Raw genomic sequence first — 15,081 nt, 5'->3', positions numbered from 1 at the left:
GTGTTAAGTCAGTCGATTGTAGGCGGCGCGTCTGAAGGCGGCAATGCACCTTTTGTGCGAAGGGTAAAGGCGCCCCTCAAGCCATGGATATATAACGCAATCGTTACAAGAAATGTCTACACTTGAGAAAACGGGCCTTCTCGAGGATGTCATATGATTTTTCCAGCTATGCCAGTCAACGAAAAAGAGCGTCTGCACTCTTTATACATGATGGATCTGCTTGATAAAAAAGATGACGAACGCTTCGACCGCTTAACCCGCATGGCGAAAACCACCTTCGATGTGCCGATTGCGGTGATTAGCCTGCTCGATCGCGATCGCCAGTGGCTGCTCTCTCGCGGCGGCATTGATACCCACGAAACCCCGCGTAACCTCTCTTTCTGCGCCCACGCCATTCTCGAAGAGGGCGTCTTTATTGTGAAAGATACCCAGATGGATACGCGCTTTGCCGATAACCCCTTTGTCACCGGCGAGCCGTGGGTGCGTTTCTACGCCGGTTGCCCGGTGCGTCTGCCGGATGGCGCCATTGCCGGTACCATCTGCATTATTGATACCTACCCGCGCCCCTTCTCCAGCGCGGAGATCAACACCCTGCTCGATTTCGCCGCCATCGTCGAAGATGAGTTTTTAATCCTCAGTATGGCGATGACCGATGCCCTGACCGGCATGCCGAACAGCCGCGGCTTTTACCGCTCCGGCGAGAAGCGCTTCACCTTGTCGAAAGAGCACAACACCCCCTTCAGCCTGCTCTATTTCAGCATCGACAACCTGAAGTCGATCAATGAAGTGCTGGGCAGTAAAGAGGGGGATGCGGTGGTGAAAACCTTCGCCAGCACGCTGACGAAATGCCTGCAGGAGCAGGATATCGCCGCGCGCATGGGCGGCGGGGAGTTTGCCGTGCTACTCAGCAACAGCGCCGAGCACGATGTCGATGCCTTCCTCTTCGATCTGCAAACGCGAATGGACACGCTGGAGGTGAGCGGCGGCAAAAACTACCACATCAACTACTCCCACGGCGTGATTGAGCAGGATGAGAAGTACACCACCCTGCGCGATATGCTGGAGGAGAGCGGCAAAGTGATGTACGCGGAAAAACGTCGGCGTTAAAGGGTGGCGAAACCGCCCTGCCCTTGCCAGTCCTCAAGCCGCTGATAGATCGTCTCTACCGCCGCCTTCACCGCCGGCGTCATCGGGTAGTAAAAGCCGACGATATCGGGCTGAATGCCAAGAAAAATCACCTCGCCAACATCCTCTTTCAGCTGATCGATCAGGTAGTTGAGCGGCATATTGTGGGTGGTCATCATAAACATCTCGGCGATGTCGTCCGGGTTAACCACGCGGATCTCGCCGGGGTTAAGCCCCATATCGGTAGCGTCGACCAGCAGCAACCGCGCCGGGCGCAAATCGCGGATCGCGGCGACATCATTCTCCGGCGCGCTACCGCCATCAATCACCCGCCACTCTCCCGCAGGTTTAGCGGCGCACATCTCCGCCAGCAGCGGGCCTGCGCCATCGTCGCCCATCATGCTGTTGCCGACACAGAGTAAAACGTCAGTCACGTAACCTCCTGACCATCAGATAGATGGCGCTCTCCTGGTAAATGTCATGCAGCATCGACAACAGCTCGCGGCTCCACGCCTGCTGCGTTTCACTTTGCTGCGCCAGCGCGCGGTCAAACGCGTTCGCCAGCAGCATCACATGCGTACTGTCGATCACGATTTCGCCATAGCGCGGCACCCCTTCCATTTTCCGCCGCGCCTCGCTGCCCGCTTCAAGGGTGGCGATCCACAACAGATAGTCGTCCCACGAGCAGGTGAGCGCCGCCTCCAGACAGTCGATCACCCCAAGATGGTGGCCAATAGCCAGACTGTAGTAGACCACCTGTTGCGCCTGCGGCGGCGTCGCCTCGTTTTCATCGATAAATTTGCGCCGCAGCTGGCTAAAGACCACCGTTTCACTCATCAGATTTTCGCCTCCTGCACCACCTGGTTAAGGTGGCTGACAATCTCCGTCAGGCGCGGATCGTTCTCCTGCGCCAGCCAGTTCATCACTTCATGCTCACCGAGGGTGCGCAGGCGCAGGTAGTCATCGGCAATCTGGCGGCCATAGCGATAACCCGCCAGCCGACGCGCGGTGCGATCCACTTTGACCCGCAGCGGCTGCACCATCTGCGGATGGAGGATCTCCGCCGGTTGATCGTCCAGTTCGCCGGGCAGACGAGCGTGAATTTTCTGCTCCAGCAGCCCGAGCGCCATCGCAAAGCCATACAGCGTGGCGGCAGGCGTCGGCGGGCAGCCGGGAATATAGACATCGACCGGCACGATCTTGTCCGTTCCGCCCCAGACGCAGTAGAGATCGTGGAAGATCCCGCCGCTATTGCCGCAGGCACCGTAGGAGATGCAGATCTTCGGATCGGGCGCCGATTGCCAGGCGCGTAACGCCGGGGAGCGCATCGCGCGGGTGACCGCACCGGTAAACAGCAAAATATCGGCGTGACGTGGCGACGGCACTACCTTGATACCGAAGCGTTCAGCATCGAACAGCGGCGAGAGGGTAGCGAAAATCTCAATTTCGCAGCCGTTGCAGCCGCCGCAATCCACGCGGTAGACGTAGGCTGAGCGTTTGATCTTCTTCAGCAGCGAAGCTTTCATGCTGGCGATGGACTCCTCCACCGTCATGGGCAGCGGAATGCCCTCTGCGTCGCGCGGTCCAATAAGCTGGCTCATTAGCTGGCCTCTCTCATGTGGCGGGTCAATTCAATCCGGTCGGTTGGCACCAGGCACTGCTGGCGTTTACAGGCCGGGCAGGTTTCAAAGCTGGCGCGGTGCGCTTCGGCGCGGGTGTCGCCGTTATGCGCCAGCAGCGCGATGGCGTAATCGATCTCTTTCTGCACGGCAAAGGGGCGCGCGCATTCGCGGCACTGGCACAGCTCAAAGCGCGACTGTTGCAGAAAGTCGGCCTTATTCCACACCGCCAGCTCATACTCCTGCGACAGGGTAATCGCCGCCGTCGGGCAGACCTCTTCGCAGCGGGCGCAGAAGATGCAGCGCCCAAGATTAAACTGCCAGGCCTGCTCGCCGGTGGCGAGATCGGTCTCAACCGTCAGCGCATTAGAGGGGCAGGCGTTGACGCACGCCGCGCAGCCGATGCACTGCTGCGGGTTGTGCTGCGGCTTACCGCGAAAATTTTTATCAACCGGCATCGGCGACAGCGGATAGTCGCTTGTCGGCGCACCGGTTTTGATCACTTTTTTGATAAAGGTAAACATGGCTTGCAACGCTCCTTCTATTTCAGCGGCGAGTGCTTACGCTCAATGCTGTAGCGCTCCAGCTCTTTGTAGGGCACCACCTGGCTCTTTTTCTTGCGCACATCCACCACCGTCATGCGGTCGGTGCAGGAGTAGCAGGGATCGAGGCTGCCGATAATCAGCGGCGCGTCAGAGACGGTATTGCCGCGCAGCATATAGCGCAGGGTTGGCCAGTTGGCGTAGGTCGCCGCGCGGCAGCGCCAGCGGTAGAGTTTCTGGTTGTCGCCGGTCATGCTCCAGTGGATATCATCTCCGCGCGGCGCTTCGGAAAAGCCAAGAGCAAAGCGGTGCGGAATATAGGTAAAGCCCTCGACCATCAGCGGGCCGCCGGGCAGATTATCGAGACCGAAATCAATCATATTCAGGGCGGTAAAGACTTCGTTGATGCGCACTTTCAGGCGCGAAATGACATCGCAGCCCTGCTCGGTATGAACGGTCATTGGCAGCAGGCCGTAGCCGACAAACGGGTGATCGGCGCGGGTGTCGCGGGCGTGGCCGCTGGCGCGCACCATCGGGCCAACGTTGCTAAAGTCGCGGGCGATTTGCGGATCGAGGCGGCCAATGCCGACCGTGCGCTGCTCAATATTCGGCGTGCTTAACAGCATATCGACCAGCTCCTGCACATCGCGGCGCATCTGCTGCGCCAGCTGGCGGGTCTGGATCATCTCATCCTTCAGCATGTCGCGACGGATACCGCCAATCAGGTTCAGGCCGTAGGTTTTACGCGCCCCGGTGAGAATTTCCGCCATCTTCATCGAGGTTTCACGCACGCGGAAGAACTGCATAAAGCCGGAGTCAAAGCCGACAAAGTGGCAGGCAAGGCCGAGGTTAAGCAGGTTGGAGTGCAGGCGCTCCACCTCAAGCAAAATGGCGCGGATCATCTGCGCACGCTCTGGCACCACAATGCCCATCGCGTTCTCCACCGAGGTGGTGTAAGCGGTGCTGTGGGCAAAGCCGCAGATGCCGCAGACGCGATCCGACAGGAAGGTCACCTCGTTGTAACCCATGCGGGTCTCCGCCAGTTTTTCCATGCCGCGGTGGACATAGAACATGCGGTAATCGGCGTCGATAATGTTCTCACCATCGACAAACAGGCGGAAATGGCCCGGTTCGTCAGAGGTGACGTGCAGCGGGCCAATTGGCACCACATTGTTCTTCTTATCGCCCAGTTCGTTGATGAACTCGTAGGTTTCCGCATCGGTGGTTGGTGCGGGGCGCTGGCGGTAATCCATGCTGTCTTTGCGCAGCGGATAGAGTTCATCCGGCCAGTCATCGGGCAGCACCAGACGGCGCTCATCGGGCAGGCCTACCGGGATCAGGCCATACATATCGCGCACTTCGCGCTCGCCCCACACCGCCGCCGGCACGCGCGGCGTGACGGAGGGGTACTCCGGTTTCAGGGCATCCACTTCGACGCGCACGGTGATCCAGCACTTCACGCCCTGCTCCATCGACAACACGTAGTAAACGGCGAAGTGGCCGTTGAGCTTGCGCTCATCGTTGCCAAACAGCACCGACAGCCAGCCGCCCTGCTGGTAGTAGAGGAACTCGACCACTTCCGGCAGGTAGTTGATTTTGATGGTCAGGGTCAGCTGATCCTTCGTCTGCCATGCGCTCTCCAGCACCACGCCGGGGAATTTTTCATGCAGCGCGGCAAGGTAGTGTTGGCCGATCTTTTCTTCAGACATAGATGAACTCTCTTAATAGGTCGCCAGCAAGGAGACAAAGGCCAGGAAGGCGACGCCGAAACCGGCCCAGGTGACTCGCGAGGCGGCAACAAAACGCAGGCGCGCCATGCTGTTTTCAAACAGGGCGATAACCAGCACGCCGAGCAGCAGTTTCAGCAGCGCGACAACCAGCGCCAGCAGCAGACCGCCAATGCTGAAGGCGGTCATCTGCCCCCAGGGTAAAAAGATGCCGACAAACAGTTGCAGCACCACCAGCTGTTTCAGGCTGATGCCCCACTTGAGGATGGCGAAACCGCTGCCGCTGTACTCGGAGAGCGGCCCCTCCTGCAACTCCTGCTCCGCTTCCGCCAGATCGAACGGCAGCTTGCCCATCTCAATAAAGGTGGCGAAGGCGCAGGCGCAGAGCGCAAGAAAGAGCGGCAGGCTGGCGTGCAGCGGCCAGTGATAAACGGTGTTGGTAATGTGGGTGATATGGGTCGACCCGGCGACCAGCGCCGCCACCCACAACCCCAACAGCAGGATCGGCTCCACCAGCACGCCGAGCATCGCTTCGCGGCTGGCACCCAGCCCGGTGAAGGGGCTACCGGTATCCAGCCCGGCGATGGCGAAAAAGAAGCGGGCAATGGCGAAGAGGTAGATAAGCGTGATCAGATCGCCGAGCAGCGGCAGCGGTGAGGCCACCGTCACTACCGGCAGCGCGGTGGCAATCGTCAGCATCACGCCAACCATCACCAGCGGCGTCAGGCGAAAGACCCAGCCGGAGGCCGCCGGGGCAATGCTCTGCCGCCCGAGCAGTTTGAACAGATCGCGATACTCCTGCAGCACCCCCGGCCCGCGCCGGTTATGCAGACGCGCACGCGCCACGCGGCTAATGCCGGAAAGCAGCGGCGCAAGGGCGAACAGCACCAGCGCCTGTACAACAGCAAACAGAAAACTCATCTTCAGGCTCCTCGGGAAATCACCACAACCACCAGCACCGCCAGCTCAATCAGCGCCAGGCGACGAAACAGCAGCGGCGCGGCGTCGCCCCGCCAGACGGGCAGCGACAGCGTTGGCTCCAGCCATTTGCGCAGCGCGAGTACCGGCGCGAAGGCCGCTTTAACCGGCATCGCAAAACCGTGGGCGGTGATGACCATCGACGCTTCATGGTCGTAACCACACACCCACGCCGCCCCCCTGCTGCGGGGCGGCAGACGGTCGCCCTTCAGCAGCAGGAGCAGCACCAGCGGCAGCAGCGTCGCGGCAATCAGCAGCAGGGCAATCATCGGTTGCGACACCACGGTGTTCGCCGTTTCAAGCGGCAGCGGCACGGCAGTGAACAGGCGCGGCAGCAGCCACGGCGCGGCAACCCCGCCAATCACACAGCAGATCGCCAGCGCCGCCACGCTTACACTCATTAGCCACGGCAGCGGGCGCGGGTTTTCCGCCTGCGCGCTGCGCGGTGCGCCAAGGAAGGTGACGCCATAGACTTTCGCCATGCACATCACCGCCAGCGCGCCAGTGATGGCCAGCCCGACCGCCAGCAGCGGCCCCATCACTTGCAGAAGAAAATTGCCGCTGGCGCTTAAGCGGAAGAAGGCCTGGTAGATCACCCACTCGCCGGCGAAACCGTTGAGCGGCGGCAGCGCGGCCATCGCCATCAGGCCAACCAGCATCGCCAGTGAGATAAGCGGCATGCGTTTACCGAGGCCGCCCAGTTTTTCGATATCGCGAAAACCGGTAGCAAACCAGAGCGCGCCCGCGCCGAGAAACAGCGTGCTTTTAAACAGGCTGTGGTTGAAAAGATGATAGAGACCGCCGACCAGCCCGAGCGCCACCAGCGCAGGCTGGCGCAGCGCAAGCCCGCTGATGCCCGCGCCAAGGCCGAGCAGGATAATGCCGATATTCTCCAGCGTGTGGTAAGCCAGCAGCCGCTGGATGTTGTGCTCCATCAGCGCATACAGCCCGCCGACAAACGCGGTCAGCAGACCAAACGCCAGCAGCAGCACGCCCCACCACAGCGGCGGTTGCCCGCCAAGTAAAGAGAGCGTCAGGATGCCGAACAGTCCAACTTTCATCACCACGGCGGAGAAGAGCGCCGCCGCCGGGGCCGGGGCGTTGGCATGGGCCTGCGGCACCCAGGCGTGCAGCGGGATAATCCCCGCCAGCAGGCCAAAACCGATCACGCCGAGCAGCCAGAGGCCGCCGCTCAGGGGGTGCAGGCTCAACACGCTGAAATCGAGGGTCTGGTAGCGCTGCCACAGCAGCCAGCAGAGCAGCGCCAGCAGCAGCGTGCCGAGACGCCCGAGGGCGAACCACAGTTTGCCGGAGGCGCTGCACCCGGTGAGGAACACCGCGCAGAGCGCCATGATCTCCGCCATCACCACCAGCGCGCCGAGGTTAGCTGCGCTCACCGCGCAGATCGCCGCCGCCAGCAGGAGGTTAATCAGCAGGCCATTGGCTTTTACCGCCTGATGGCGATGCCACGCCAGGTTATAGAGGCTGATAAAGAAGCCGCAGACGCCAAGCGTCAGCAGCCAGACGGCGCCGAGCGGCGTGAGTAACAGATGAAGGTTGATGAGCGGCACAATACCGCTCACGGTTTGCCCGTCGAGCAGCGCACCAAGACCAGCCGCCGTTGCCAGCAGACAGCCCGCCGCACCGCCCAGCCCCGCGAAGAAGCCACTCAGGGGTTTGAACGCGCTCAGCAGGCCCGCCAGCAGCGCAGCACCGCTCAGTGTGACGACCGCTGCGCTCAGCAAAGAGAAAAGCGTCATTTTGCACTCCCGTTATTCTGCGCAAACCGCGCCAGATCGCCGTAATCGCTATTAAGGGTCTGCTCGCGTTTGCGGCGGCTGGCGCGATTGATATCGTGCGGGCTGACCAGGTGCAGCGCCTTGGTCGGACACATGCGCACGCAGGCCGGGCCGTCGGCGTCGAAGTAGCAGAGGTCGCACTTCACGGCGATGGCGCGCACGCCCGGCACCCAGTCGAGCAGCGAGCTCACTTTCGCAGGCATCGGCGGCGCGGCGGGCGCTTTCGGCGTGTTGACGTTGGCCGGAATATCCAGCGGACGGCTGCCGGAAAACTCAATCGCGCCGAACGGACAGGCAATCGCGCAGAGCTTACAGCTGACGCAGAGGCTCTCATTGAGCTGCACTGCGCCATCCTCGCGGTTGATGGCGTTCACCGGGCAGACCCCGGCGCAGGGCGCATCTTCACAGTGGTGGCACTGCTGCGGCGCGGATTCATGTTGGCTGCGCATAACGCGCAGGCGCGGCATCGCCTGCAATCCATACGCGCGGTGCGTCTCGGCGCAGGCCGCCTCGCAGGTGTGGCAGCCAATACAGAGCGCCGGGTCGGCAATTACAAAACGGTTCACCAGTCGATCCTCAGGTGAGTCGCCCGCTTACGGGCAGTCATTTTTGACGAAACATGTCGATGGGTGTCATGTCGACACCTGTCGACACTCCAGCTCAGGCCAGCACCGGCGAGTGCCCGTCGCGGGCAAGGGTGGTGAGGTTGACCGGCGTATCGGCTTCCATTGCGGCATAGAGGTTGTCGTAGACGGTGGCGAGTTTGCCGAGGTAGTGCTCAAGCACCTTTTCGCGATCGCGGACCTCAAACAGACCATCAATTTTTCCGTCGCTGGTGAGTCGCGCCTCGGCGATTAAACGCTTCTCTTCACTGCCTTTATTGGCAATCGCGTACTCAATGGTGTGGCCGTTAAAGCCGCCGCTCAGGGTGATATAAACCGTGAAGTGATCGAACAGCACGAAGCAGAGCTGCTGCTCCGGCGCACAGCCGATGGTGTGGTGCAAACGCGCTTTGGCGAGCGTAATGCCCTGAACCAGCGTATTGCAGTAACTGCGCCACGCCTCTTGCAGACGGTGGTGCCGTCCTGCGATGTAATCCGCCTTTTCGCTAATTTCCCAAATCGTCATCTCAGCTTACCCGCTTAATTGAAACAACTGCTGATAAGCATCATCCATGCCAGTTTTTAATTAATTGATTCTTATAGTTTTTATAAAAATAAAGGCGAATTTCGACGTGTCATCTCGTCATTGTCGTCATCGTCACCCTGACTAAATCGGGAGTGGCACTGTTATTGCATTAGCAGGGGAAATGATAAGGAGGCGTTATGCATGAAATCACGTTGTGCCAGCGCGCGCTGGAGGTGATTGAACAACAGGCGGCGGCAAATGGCGCACGCAAGGTCACCGGCGTCTGGCTGAAGGTGGGCGCATTTTCTTGCGTCGAAACGGACGCTTTAACGTTTTGTTTTGATCTGGTCTGCCGCGGCAGCCTGGCGGAAGGTTGTAGACTGCATATCGAACAACAACAGGCCGAGTGCTGGTGTGAGTCCTGCCAGCAGTATGTGACGTTACTCAGTCAGCGTGTACGCCGCTGTCCACAATGCCACAGCGACCAGTTGCAGATCGTCGCCGACGACGGTATGCAAATTCAGCGACTGGAAATTGAGGAGTAAGCAATGTGTACGACATGTGGTTGTCAGGATGGAAACCGCTATATAGAAGGCGATGAACATAACTCCCACTCCGCCTTTCGCAGCGCCCCCTTCGCCCCGGCGACGCGCCCGGCGCTGACCATTACCGGGGTCAAAACCGATGCGTTCAGCCCAACTCAGCTCGACGAAGGCGACCTGCATTATGGTCACGGCGCAGCGGGAACCCACGCGCCGGGCATCAGCCAGCGGCGGATGCTGGAAGTTGAGATCGACGTGCTGGATAAGAACAACCGCATCGCCGCCCGCAACCGCGCGCGCTTCGCGGCCCGCCAGCAGCTGGTGCTGAATCTCGTCTCCAGCCCCGGCTCCGGCAAAACCACCCTGCTCACGGAAACCCTGCTGCGCCTGAAAAACCGCCTCCCCTGCGCGGTGATTGAGGGCGATCAGCAAACCGTTAACGACGCCGCGCGCATCCGCGCCACCGGCACCCCGGCGATTCAGGTGAATACCGGCAAAGGCTGCCACCTCGACGCGCAGATGATTGCCGATGCCGCGCCGCGTCTGCCGCTGGCCGAGCAGGGCATCCTGTTTATTGAGAACGTCGGCAATCTGGTCTGCCCGGCGAGTTTTGACCTCGGCGAACGGCATAAAGTGGCGGTGCTCTCGGTAACTGAAGGGGAGGATAAGCCGCTCAAATATCCGCATATGTTCGCCGCCGCCTCGCTGATGTTACTCAACAAAGTCGATCTGCTTCCCTACCTCAACTTCGATGTTGAGCAGTGCATCGCCTACGCGCGGGAGGTGAACCCGGAGATTGAGATCCTGCTGGTTTCCGCCACCAAAGGCGACGGCATGGACGCGTGGCTTGAGTGGCTGGAGGCGCAACGATGTGCATAGGCGTTCCGGGGCAAATCTGCGCCATTGACGGCCTGCAGGCGAAAGTTGATGTCAGCGGCATCCAGCGTAATGTCGATTTAACGCTGGTCGGCAGTGAAGATGAGCAGGGTCGCTCGCGTATCGGCCAGTGGGTGCTGGTGCACGTCGGCTTTGCCATGAGCATCATCAACGAAGCGGAAGCGCGCGAAACGCTGGCGGCGCTGCAAAACATGTTTGATGTTGAGCCGGATGTCGGCGCGCTGCTCTACGGCGAGGAGGGATAATGCGCTTTGTCGATGAATACCGCGCGCCGGAGCAGGTGATGCAGCTTATCGCCCGCCTGCGTGAACGCGCTAACGCACTGGCTTACACCGCCGCGCGACCGCTGCGTATTATGGAGGTGTGCGGTGGCCACACGCATGCCATTTTCAAATTTGGCCTCGACCAGCTGCTGCCGGAGAATATTGAGTTTATCCACGGTCCCGGCTGCCCGGTCTGCGTCCTGCCGATGGGGCGCATCGACACCTGCGTGGAGATCGCCAGCCACCCGGAGGTGATCTTCTGCACCTTTGGCGACGCCATTCGCGTGCCGGGCAAAAACGGCTCACTGTTACAGGCGAAGGCGCGCGGTGCGGATGTGCGCATTGTCTACTCGCCGCTCGATGCGCTGGCGCTGGCGGAGAAAAACCCGCAGCGTAAGGTGGTCTTTTTTGGCCTCGGCTTCGAAACCACCATGCCCGCCACCGCGATTACGCTACAGCAGGCGAAGGCGCGGGATATCAACAACTTCTGGTTCTTCTGCCAGCACATCACGCTGATCCCGACCCTGCGCAGCCTGCTTGAGCAGCCCGATAACGGCATTGACGCCTTTCTCGCGCCCGGTCACGTCAGCATGGTGATTGGCACCGACGCCTATACCTTTATCACCGATGAGTTTCAGCGCCCGCTGGTGGTCGCCGGTTTTGAACCGCTCGACCTGTTACAGGGCGTGCTGATGCTGGTCGAACAGAAAATTGCCGCCCAAAGCCAGGTGGAGAATCAGTATCGCCGCGTAGTGCCGGATGAGGGCAACCGGCGTGCGCAAGAGGCGATTGCCGAGGTGTTCACCGTGCGCGGCGACAGCGAGTGGCGCGGGCTGGGGATGATTGGCGAGTCGGGCGTGCATCTGACCGCTCCCTATCAGCGTTTTGATGCCGAAGCCCATTTCCAGCCAGCCATGCAGCAGGTCTATGACGACCCGCGCGCCCGCTGCGGCGACGTGCTGACCGGGCGCTGCAAACCGCACCACTGCCCGCTGTTTGGCAACACCTGTAATCCACAAAGCACCTTTGGCGCGCTGATGGTCTCCTCTGAAGGAGCATGCGCTGCCTGGTATCACTATCGTGCTCAGGAGTGTGAAGTATGAATGAGGTTCAGATGGCGCACGGCAGCGGCGGCCAGGCGATGCAGCAACTGATAGGCGAACTCTTTATGCAGGCCTTCGCCAACCCCTGGCTGGCGGAGCAGGAGGATCAGGCACGCCTCGATCTCACCGCGCTGGCGGCGGGCGGCGACAGGCTTGCCTTCTCTACCGACAGCTATGTGATTGATCCGCTGATTTTCCCCGGCGGTGATATCGGCAAACTCGCCGTCTGCGGCACCGCCAATGATGTGGCGGTCAGCGGCGCGATCCCGCGCTACCTCTCCTGCGGCTTTATCCTCGAAGAGGGGCTCTCGATGGCAACCCTGAAACAGGTGGTGGAGAGCATGGCGGCAACGGCCCGCAGCGCCGGGATCGCCATCGTCACTGGCGACACCAAAGTGGTGCAGCGCGGCGCGGCGGATAAGCTGTTTATTAATACCGCCGGTATTGGCGCGATCCCCGCCACCCTTCACTGGGCGGCGGCCTCGTTACAGCCGGGCGATGTACTGCTGGCAAGCGGCACGCTGGGCGACCACGGCGCGACGATCCTCAACCTGCGTGAAGGGCTGGGGCTGGACGGTGAGTTAAGCAGCGACTGCGCGGTGCTGACGCCGTTAATTGAGACGCTGCGCGAGCTGCCCGGCATCAAAGCCCTGCGCGACGCAACGCGTGGTGGCGTCAACGCGGTAGTGCATGAGTTTGCCGCCGCCTGCGGGTATGGCATTGAATTACAAGAGAGCAAATTGCCAATTAACCCGGCGGTGCGCGGCGTGTGTGAACTGCTGGGGCTGGATGCGCTTAACTTCGCCAATGAAGGCAAACTGGTGATCGCCGTTGCGCGCGACAGCGCCGAACTGGCGCTCAGCCGCTTACGCGCCCACCCTTTAGGTAAAGATGCCGCGATGATTGGCGAAGTCGTCGAACAACAGGGCGTGCGGTCAGCCGGGCTTTACGGCGTGAAACGCCTGTTAGATCTCCCCCATGCGGAGCCGTTACCGCGGATCTGCTAGTTGTTATTTTTCACACCAGTTGGTGTGTTTCTGGATGAGCAAAATGTCGTATACACCGATGAGCGATCTCGGACAGCAAGGGCTTTTCGATATCACGCGGATATTATTACAGCAGCCGAACGTGGCGGCGCTCAGCGAAACGCTGGCGCGGCTGGCGCGTCAGGCGGGGCTGGCGCAGGGCGCGGCGATTGTGCTGTGGCATGCGGATAGCCACCGGGCGAGCCGCTACAGTGTTCAGACAACGGAAAAGGGCGCGGAGTATGGCGATCAGGCGCTGCTGGCGAGCGGGCCGGTGCGGCATATTCTCTCGCACCCTCAGGCGCTGCACTGCACGGCGGAGCTGTTTAATGAGACCTGGCCCGTCCTTGCCGCAAGCGGGCTTTACCCGCCCTTCGCCCACTACGCGCTGCTGCCGCTGGCGGCGGAGGGGCAGATTTTCGGCGGCTGCGAGTTCTTCCGCTACGATGACCAGCCCTGGAGCGAGCGCGAGCTGGAGCGCCTTAATACGCTGACGCAGCTAGTCGCGGTGGTGGCTGAACAGTTGCAGACCCGCGACCGGCGCACGCCGGACTATGCCCTGCTCAGCCAGGAGCGCAACGATTACCGCATTCTGGTCGCCATTACCAACGCCGTGCTCTCGCGGCTGCATATGGATGAGCTGGTGAGCGAAGTCGCCAAAGAGATCCACTACTACTTCGGCATTGACGCCATCAGCCTGGTGCTGCGCGGTAGCCGCAAAGGCAAGCTGACCATCTACTCCACGCACTACCTTGATGAGGCCAATCCGACGCATGAAACCCAGGAAGCGGACGAGGCGGGCACGCTGACGGAGCGCGTGTTCCTGAGTAAAGAGATGCTGCTGCTCAACCTGCACGAGCGCGACAAGCTTGCCCCCTATGAGCGGATGCTGTTTGAGACCTGGGGCAACCAGATCCAGACGCTCTGCCTGCTGCCGCTGATGTCGGGCAAAAATTTGCTCGGCGTGCTGAAGCTGGCGCAGTGCCAGAAGGAGGTCTTTACCCAGGCGAACCTCAAGCTGCTGCGCCAGATCGCCGAGCGTATCGCTATTGCGGTGGATAACGCGCTGGCCTACCAGGAGATCCATCGCCTGAAGGAGCGGCTGGTGGATGAGAACCTCGCGCTGACCGAGCAGCTTAATAAGGTCGACAGCGAATTCGGCGAGATCATCGGCCGCAGCGAGGCGATGTCGCGGGTGCTGAAACAGGTGGAGATGGTGGCGCGCAGTAACAGCACGGTGCTGATCCTCGGCGAAACCGGCACCGGTAAGGAGCTGATTGCCCGCGCTATCCACAACCTGAGCGAGCGCAACAGCCGCCGGATGGTGAAGATGAACTGCGCGGCGATGCCGGCCGGATTGATGGAGAGCGATCTTTTTGGCCATGAGCGCGGTGCGTTTACCGGTGCCAGCGCCCAGCGCATCGGCCGCTTTGAGCTGGCGGATAAGAGCTCGCTGTTTCTTGATGAGGTGGGCGATATGCCGCTCGAGCTGCAACCGAAGCTGCTGCGCGTGTTGCAGGAGCAGGAGTTTGAGCGGCTCGGCAGTAACAAATTGATCCGCACCGATGTGCGGTTGATCGCCGCCACCAATCGCGATCTGAAGAAGATGGTCGCCGATCGCGAGTTTCGCAGCGATCTTTACTACCGTCTGAATGTGTTCCCTATCCAGCTTCCGTCGCTGCGCGAGCGCCCGGAAGATATTCCGCTGCTGGTGAAAGCCTTCACTTTCAAAATCGCCCGCAAGATGGGGCGCAATATCGACAGTATTCCGGCGGAAACCCTGCGGGTGCTAAGCGCGATGGAGTGGCCGGGGAATGTGCGCGAGCTGGAGAATATGATTGAGCGCGCGGTGCTGCTGACGCGCGGCAATGTGTTGCAGCTTTCGATGGCGGAGATCGCCATGCCGCCCATGCCCGCGACGCCGCCCGCCGAGTCGCCGCGCGACGGGGAGGATGAGTATCAGCTGATTGTGCGCGTGTTAAAGGAGACCAACGGCGTGGTCGCCGGGCCAAAAGGCGCCGCGCAGCGGCTGGGGCTGAAGCGCACGACGCTGCTCTCCCGTATGAAACGGCTCGGGATTAATAAGGATGATTTGTCGGGTGGATAAGGTTCAGGTGCCATCCGGCAACCTTTTTGAACGCCAATGCCGGATGGCGCTTGCGCTTATCCGGCCTACGCCGTTTCAGAAACAGGGTTTTGTAGGCCTGATAAGGCGCAGCCGCCATCAGGCACTCCTTCAGCAACACAGATTTTCCCTTTACATCAAGTCTCACAGCGAGGGAGTTGTGTCCCCGCTGAAATCGGCGAACCGAAGCGTGAATGACAAGGTCTGG

The 15,081-nt window shown here is 60.9% G+C and carries 17 protein-coding genes; 7 read left to right on the top strand and 10 right to left on the bottom strand.

Going from position 1 to position 15,081, the window contains the following annotated elements; translation table 11 throughout:
• Nucleotides 1-153: 153 nt before the first annotated feature.
• Nucleotides 154-1,107 (top strand): diguanylate cyclase, encoded by a 954-nt coding sequence (locus tag IAE48_RS22375; protein ID WP_094421838.1) that lies wholly within the window; start codon nucleotides 154-156, stop codon nucleotides 1,105-1,107.
• On the opposite strand, the gene hycI is transcribed toward IAE48_RS22375, so the two are convergent.
• The 9 genes from hycI to hycA all read right to left on the bottom strand — a co-directional run bounded on the left by hycI (nucleotide 1,104) and on the right by hycA (nucleotide 8,918).
• The gene (hycI, locus tag IAE48_RS22370; protein WP_200135632.1) at nucleotides 1,104-1,559 is read right to left on the bottom strand and encodes a hydrogenase maturation peptidase HycI; all 456 of its coding nucleotides are present in this window, start codon (nucleotides 1,557-1,559) and stop codon (nucleotides 1,104-1,106) included. The two genes, IAE48_RS22375 and hycI, sit on opposite strands and share 4 nt — an antisense overlap.
• A complete protein-coding gene (locus tag IAE48_RS22365) occupies nucleotides 1,552-1,962 on the bottom strand; it encodes a formate hydrogenlyase maturation HycH family protein (protein WP_200135631.1) in 411 nt (136 codons plus the stop codon). The genes hycI and IAE48_RS22365 overlap by 8 nt, the downstream gene beginning before the upstream one ends.
• Nucleotides 1,962-2,726 (bottom strand): NADH-quinone oxidoreductase subunit B family protein, encoded by a 765-nt coding sequence (locus IAE48_RS22360; RefSeq protein ID WP_054804324.1) that lies wholly within the window; start codon nucleotides 2,724-2,726, stop codon nucleotides 1,962-1,964. The genes IAE48_RS22365 and IAE48_RS22360 overlap by 1 nt, the downstream gene beginning before the upstream one ends.
• Nucleotides 2,726-3,268, bottom strand: coding sequence for a formate hydrogenlyase complex iron-sulfur subunit (locus IAE48_RS22355; protein WP_023480689.1), 543 nt, complete (start codon nucleotides 3,266-3,268; stop codon nucleotides 2,726-2,728). Before IAE48_RS22355 ends, IAE48_RS22360 begins: the two co-directional genes overlap by 1 nt.
• Nucleotides 3,269-3,285: 17 nt before the next feature.
• Entirely contained in the window at nucleotides 3,286-4,995 is a 1,710-nt protein-coding gene (hycE, locus tag IAE48_RS22350; RefSeq protein WP_094421840.1) for a formate hydrogenlyase subunit HycE, read from the bottom strand.
• Nucleotides 4,996-5,007: 12 nt separating this feature from the next.
• A complete protein-coding gene (locus tag IAE48_RS22345; RefSeq protein WP_200135630.1) occupies nucleotides 5,008-5,934 on the bottom strand; it encodes a respiratory chain complex I subunit 1 family protein in 927 nt (308 codons plus the stop codon).
• Between the two features lie 2 nt (nucleotides 5,935-5,936).
• A complete protein-coding gene (gene hycC, locus IAE48_RS22340; protein ID WP_200135629.1) occupies nucleotides 5,937-7,751 on the bottom strand; it encodes a formate hydrogenlyase subunit 3 in 1,815 nt (604 codons plus the stop codon).
• Nucleotides 7,748-8,356 carry a 4Fe-4S dicluster domain-containing protein gene (locus IAE48_RS22335; RefSeq protein ID WP_200135628.1) on the bottom strand — a complete coding sequence of 203 codons (609 nt, stop codon included), beginning with the start codon at nucleotides 8,354-8,356 and terminating at the stop codon, nucleotides 7,748-7,750. The genes hycC and IAE48_RS22335 overlap by 4 nt, the downstream gene beginning before the upstream one ends.
• Nucleotides 8,357-8,450: 94 nt before the next feature.
• Entirely contained in the window at nucleotides 8,451-8,918 is a 468-nt protein-coding gene (hycA, locus tag IAE48_RS22330; protein WP_200135627.1) for a formate hydrogenlyase regulator HycA, read from the bottom strand.
• A 197-nt stretch (nucleotides 8,919-9,115) separates the two neighbouring features.
• Here hycA and hypA point away from each other — a divergent pair, with 197 nt between their 5' ends.
• Genes hypA through flhA form a run of 6 tightly spaced genes read left to right on the top strand, consistent with a single transcriptional unit; the run spans nucleotide 9,116 to nucleotide 14,855 of the window.
• Nucleotides 9,116-9,463 carry a hydrogenase maturation nickel metallochaperone HypA gene (hypA, locus tag IAE48_RS22325; RefSeq protein ID WP_023480549.1) on the top strand — a complete coding sequence of 116 codons (348 nt, stop codon included), beginning with the start codon at nucleotides 9,116-9,118 and terminating at the stop codon, nucleotides 9,461-9,463.
• A 3-nt stretch (nucleotides 9,464-9,466) separates the two neighbouring features.
• Complete coding sequence (hypB, locus tag IAE48_RS22320) at nucleotides 9,467-10,339, top strand: hydrogenase nickel incorporation protein HypB (RefSeq protein ID WP_200135626.1); 873 nt, start codon at nucleotides 9,467-9,469, stop codon at nucleotides 10,337-10,339.
• Entirely contained in the window at nucleotides 10,330-10,602 is a 273-nt protein-coding gene (locus tag IAE48_RS22315) for a HypC/HybG/HupF family hydrogenase formation chaperone (protein WP_042718782.1), read from the top strand. The genes hypB and IAE48_RS22315 overlap by 10 nt, the downstream gene beginning before the upstream one ends.
• Nucleotides 10,602-11,723: a hydrogenase formation protein HypD gene (hypD, locus tag IAE48_RS22310; RefSeq protein ID WP_200135625.1), complete on the top strand. Its 1,122-nt coding sequence runs from the start codon at nucleotides 10,602-10,604 to the stop codon at nucleotides 11,721-11,723. The genes IAE48_RS22315 and hypD overlap by 1 nt, the downstream gene beginning before the upstream one ends.
• Complete coding sequence (hypE, locus tag IAE48_RS22305; protein WP_200135624.1) at nucleotides 11,720-12,730, top strand: hydrogenase expression/formation protein HypE; 1,011 nt, start codon at nucleotides 11,720-11,722, stop codon at nucleotides 12,728-12,730. Before hypD ends, hypE begins: the two co-directional genes overlap by 4 nt.
• Before the next feature lie 43 nt (nucleotides 12,731-12,773).
• Complete coding sequence (flhA, locus tag IAE48_RS22300; protein ID WP_200135623.1) at nucleotides 12,774-14,855, top strand: formate hydrogenlyase transcriptional activator FlhA; 2,082 nt, start codon at nucleotides 12,774-12,776, stop codon at nucleotides 14,853-14,855.
• On the opposite strand, the gene IAE48_RS24190 is transcribed toward flhA, so the two are convergent.
• Nucleotides 14,827-15,081 (bottom strand): hypothetical protein (locus tag IAE48_RS24190; protein WP_233631711.1); only part of this gene is annotated, 255 nt, incomplete at its 5' end. The genes flhA and IAE48_RS24190 overlap by 29 nt on opposite strands.

The organism is Kosakonia sp. S57, from assembly GCF_016516575.1.
Taxonomy (GTDB): Bacteria; Pseudomonadota; Gammaproteobacteria; order Enterobacterales; family Enterobacteriaceae; genus Kosakonia; species Kosakonia cowanii.
This window is presented reverse-complemented; position numbering and strand designations above follow the sequence as displayed.